The organism is Microbacterium sp. (assembly GCF_031988965.1).
Taxonomy (GTDB): domain Bacteria; phylum Actinomycetota; class Actinomycetes; order Actinomycetales; family Microbacteriaceae; genus Microbacterium.
Map to the genome: position 1 here is coordinate 1 of NZ_DALZXX010000203.1, position 3,918 is coordinate 3,918.

At 70.3% G+C, this 3,918-nt stretch carries 2 protein-coding genes; both read left to right on the forward strand.

Annotated features, from left to right (window positions below):
* The first annotated feature begins 173 nt into the window (after positions 1-173).
* Positions 174-2,603 (forward strand): glycosyl hydrolase family 65 protein, encoded by a 2,430-nt coding sequence (locus RTM68_RS17500; RefSeq protein WP_312173419.1) that lies wholly within the window; start codon positions 174-176, stop codon positions 2,601-2,603.
* Between the two features lie 178 nt (positions 2,604-2,781).
* Positions 2,782-3,918 (forward strand): DNA polymerase III subunit gamma and tau (locus RTM68_RS17505; RefSeq protein ID WP_312173421.1); only part of this gene is annotated, 1,137 nt, incomplete at its 3' end.

Consider the following 3,918-nt stretch of genomic DNA (forward strand, 5'->3'; position numbering starts at 1 on the left):
GGGTTCGCGACCGTCGTCGGTGTCGACCGCGGCACCGGCGCCGATGCGCTGCGCGCCGCGGGTGCGACCGTCGTGGTGAGCGACCTCGACGCCTTCCTCTCCGACGCCGACGCGCACAGCGACGCGCACGCCGACACCCGCTCCGCCTCCGCACCCGACTCCGAGGAGACCGCATGATCGACCGCGACCGCTTCCCCGTGGACCCCTGGCGCCTCATCGAGACGCGCTACTCCGAGAGCGGGGTGGCGGAGACGCTGTTCAGCGTCGGCAACGGCTACCTCGGACTGCGCGGCAACCACATCGAGGGGCGCGGCGCGCACGAGCACGGCACCTTCATCAACGGTCTGCACGAGACCTGGCCGATCCGTCACGCCGAGCAGGCGTACGGCTTCGCAGAGGTCGGGCAGACGATCGTCAACGCGCCGGACGCCAAGGTCATGCGCGTGTACGTCGACGACGAGCCGATCTCGTTCGACGAGGCCGACGTGCGCGAGTACCGTCGCACGCTCGACATGCGCACAGGCGTGCTCGAGCGCACCGTCGTCTGGGAGACCCCGTCGGGCAAGCGCGTGCGCATGCGCGACGAGCGAATCGTGAGCTTCGAGGAGCGGCACCTGGCCGTGCTCCGTCTCGAGGTCGTCGTCGAGAACGCCGACGCCCCGGTGACCGTCAGCTGCCAGATGATCAACCGCCAGGACGGTGCCGGCGTCTACGCGGGCACGCCCGCCGAGGCGAAGAGCGGCTTCGATCCGCGCAAGGCCGAGAAGATCGCCGAGCGCGTGCTCGAGCCAGCCGAGCACTGGCAGGACGGACTCCGCTCCGCGCTGTCGTACTCGGTCGCGGCATCCGGCATGACGGTCGCGGTCGTGGCCGACCACGTGATCGAGACCGAGAACGACTACACCTCGCGCACGCTCATCGAGGAGGACATCTCGAAGAACGTCTTCCGTGTGCAGGCGAAGGCGGGCGTGCCGATCACGGTGACCAAGCTCGTGAGCTATCACACCTCACGCGGTGTGCCCCCGCGTGAGCTCGTCGATCGCTGCCGTCGCTCGCTCGACCGGGTGCGCGTCGAGGGCGTCGACGCGCAGTTCGAGCGTCAGGCCGCCTGGCTCGCCGCGTTCTGGGAGCGCAGCGATGTGCGCGCCGACGGCACGGGTGTTCCCGCGAAGGGCGTCTCGGGGTCGGGCTACAGCGGCCACTACTTCTGGGACACCGAGATCTACGTGCTCCCGTTCCTGACCTACACGTCGCCCCAGTGGGCACGCAACGCGCTTCGCGCCCGCGTGCTCATGCTCCCGGCCGCACGCCGCCGCGCGGCGCAGCTCAACGAGGCCGGCGCGCTGTTCCCCTGGCGCACGATCAACGGCGAGGAGGCCTCGGCCTACTACGCCGCCGGCACCGCGCAGTACCACATCAACGCCGACGTGAGCTTCGCGCTCGGCAAGTACGTGCGCGCGACGGGCGACGACGACTTCCTGCGTCGCGAGGGCATCGACATCGCGATCGAGACCGCGCGCCTCTGGGCGACGCTGGGCTTCTGGCGCACCTCGCGTCTCGTCGCCGACACGAACGACGACGGCGTCGAGACGTTCCACATCCACGGCGTCACCGGGCCCGACGAGTACACGACGGTCGTCAACGACAACCTGTACACGAACGTCATGGCGCGCTACAACCTGCGCTACGCGGCACGGGTCGTGCGCGAGGCGCGCGAGGCGAACGGCGAGGAGTTCGCCAGGGTCGTCGAGCGCACCGGCCTCGCCGAGGGCGAGGCCGAGGGGTGGGACCGCGCGGCTGACGCGATGTTCATCCCGTTCAGCGAGAGCCTGGGCATCCACCCGCAGGACTCCCTGTTCCTCGAGCGCGAGGTCTGGGATCTCGCGCACACGCCGAAGGAGCAGCGTCCGCTGCTGCTGCACTTCCACCCGCTCGTGATCTACCGGTTCCAGGTGCTCAAGCAGGCGGATGTCGTGCTCGCGCTGTTCCTGCAGGGGAACCACTTCACGCCGGAGGAGAAGAAGGCCGACTTCGACTACTACGACCCGCTCACCACGGGTGACTCGACGCTCTCGGCCGTCGTGCAGTCGATCCTGGCCGCCGAGGTCGGGTACCAGGATCTCGCTCTGCAGTACTTCCGGCAGTCGCTGTTCGTCGACCTGCACGACCTGCACCACAACGCGGCCGACGGCGTGCACGTCGCCTCCGCCGGTGGGGTCTGGACCGCGCTCGTGTGCGGCTTCGGCGGCATGCGCGACTACGCGGGTGAGCTGAGCTTCGACCCGCGCCTGCCGGCGGACTGGCCCTCGCTGTCGTACCCGCTGCAGTGGCAGGGGTCGGCGCTGCAGGTCACGATCACCGCCGACGAGCTGCGCGTGCATGTGAGCACCGGCGAGCCCGTGCCGTTCACGGTGCGCGACGTCGCCTACATCGCGACGGTCGGCGACGACGTCGTCGTGCCGCTCGCCGACCAGGGGCCGATCCTCTCGGGACGCCCGACGCTGCGGCAGTTCGCGGACGCTCTCCGTGAAGACGGCACGCGCCTGTCGGCATCCGTCCCCGTCATCACGACCGCGATCCCGGTGATCGAGTCGACGGACTGAGGCCGTCCGAACGCTGTTCCGCAGACGCCCCATCTGCCCGCCGACGCCCCCTCGGGCGGACGCCCGGCACGTGGGGCGTCGGCGCGCAGACGGGGCACCGGCGACTCGACAGGAACGGGCGACGGATGCTGTGCGCTCGCCCTGCCTCGATGTCGGCGGCACGCCGTAGGCTGGTGTGGTGACCACAGCCCTCTACCGCCGCTACCGCCCCGAGTCGTTCGGCGAGATGATCGGGCAGTCCCAGGTGACCGACCCCCTCATGACCGCTCTCCGGGGCGACCGGGTCGGCCACGCATATCTCTTCTCCGGACCCCGCGGCTGCGGAAAGACGACCTCGGCCCGCATCCTGGCGCGGTGCCTGAACTGCGCCGAGGGACCGACCGACGTGCCGTGCGGCACCTGCCCGAGCTGCGTCGAGCTGTCGCGCGCGGGCGGCGGATCCCTCGACGTGGTCGAGATCGACGCCGCGAGTCACAACGGTGTCGACGACGCGCGCGACCTGCGCGAGCGGGCGACCTTCGCCCCGAGCCGTGACCGCTACAAGATCTTCATCCTCGACGAGGCGCACATGGTGACCCCGCAGGGCTTCAACGCTCTGCTGAAGCTCGTCGAAGAGCCGCCGGAGCACGTCAAGTTCATCTTCGCGACGACCGAACCCGAGAAGGTGCTCGGCACGATCCGTTCGCGCACGCACCACTATCCGTTCCGCCTCGTACCGCCCGCGGCGATGCTCGAGTACGTCGAGAAGCTCTGCACCGAAGAGGGCGTCGTCGCCGAGCGCGGTGTGCTGCCTCTGGTGGTGCGTGCGGGTGGCGGGTCGCCCCGAGACACCCTGTCGCTTCTCGACCAGCTCATCGCCGGATCCGACTCCCCGGCCGGCTCCGAGACGGTGACGGTCGCCTACGAGCGCGCGGTCGCGCTGCTCGGCTACACGCATGCGGCGCTTCTCGACGAGATCGTCGACGCGCTCGCCGCGGGTGACGCCGCTGCCGCGTTCCCGGCGATCGACCGCGTCGTGCAGACCGGACAGGACCCTCGTCGCTTCGTCGACGACCTGCTCGAACGTCTCCGCGACCTGATCGTGATCGCGGCCGTGGGTGCCGGAGCATCGTCCGTGCTGCGCGGCATCGCCGAAGACGAGCTCGCACGCATGCGCACCCAGGCCGATTCCTTCGGCGCCGCACGACTGTCGCGCACAGCCGACGTCGTCAGCGCGGCGCTCGACGACATGTCGGGTGCCACGTCGCCGCGCCTGCATCTCGAACTCATGGTCGCGCGCATCCTCGCCGGAGCCGCCGAGCCCGATGCCGTCGCC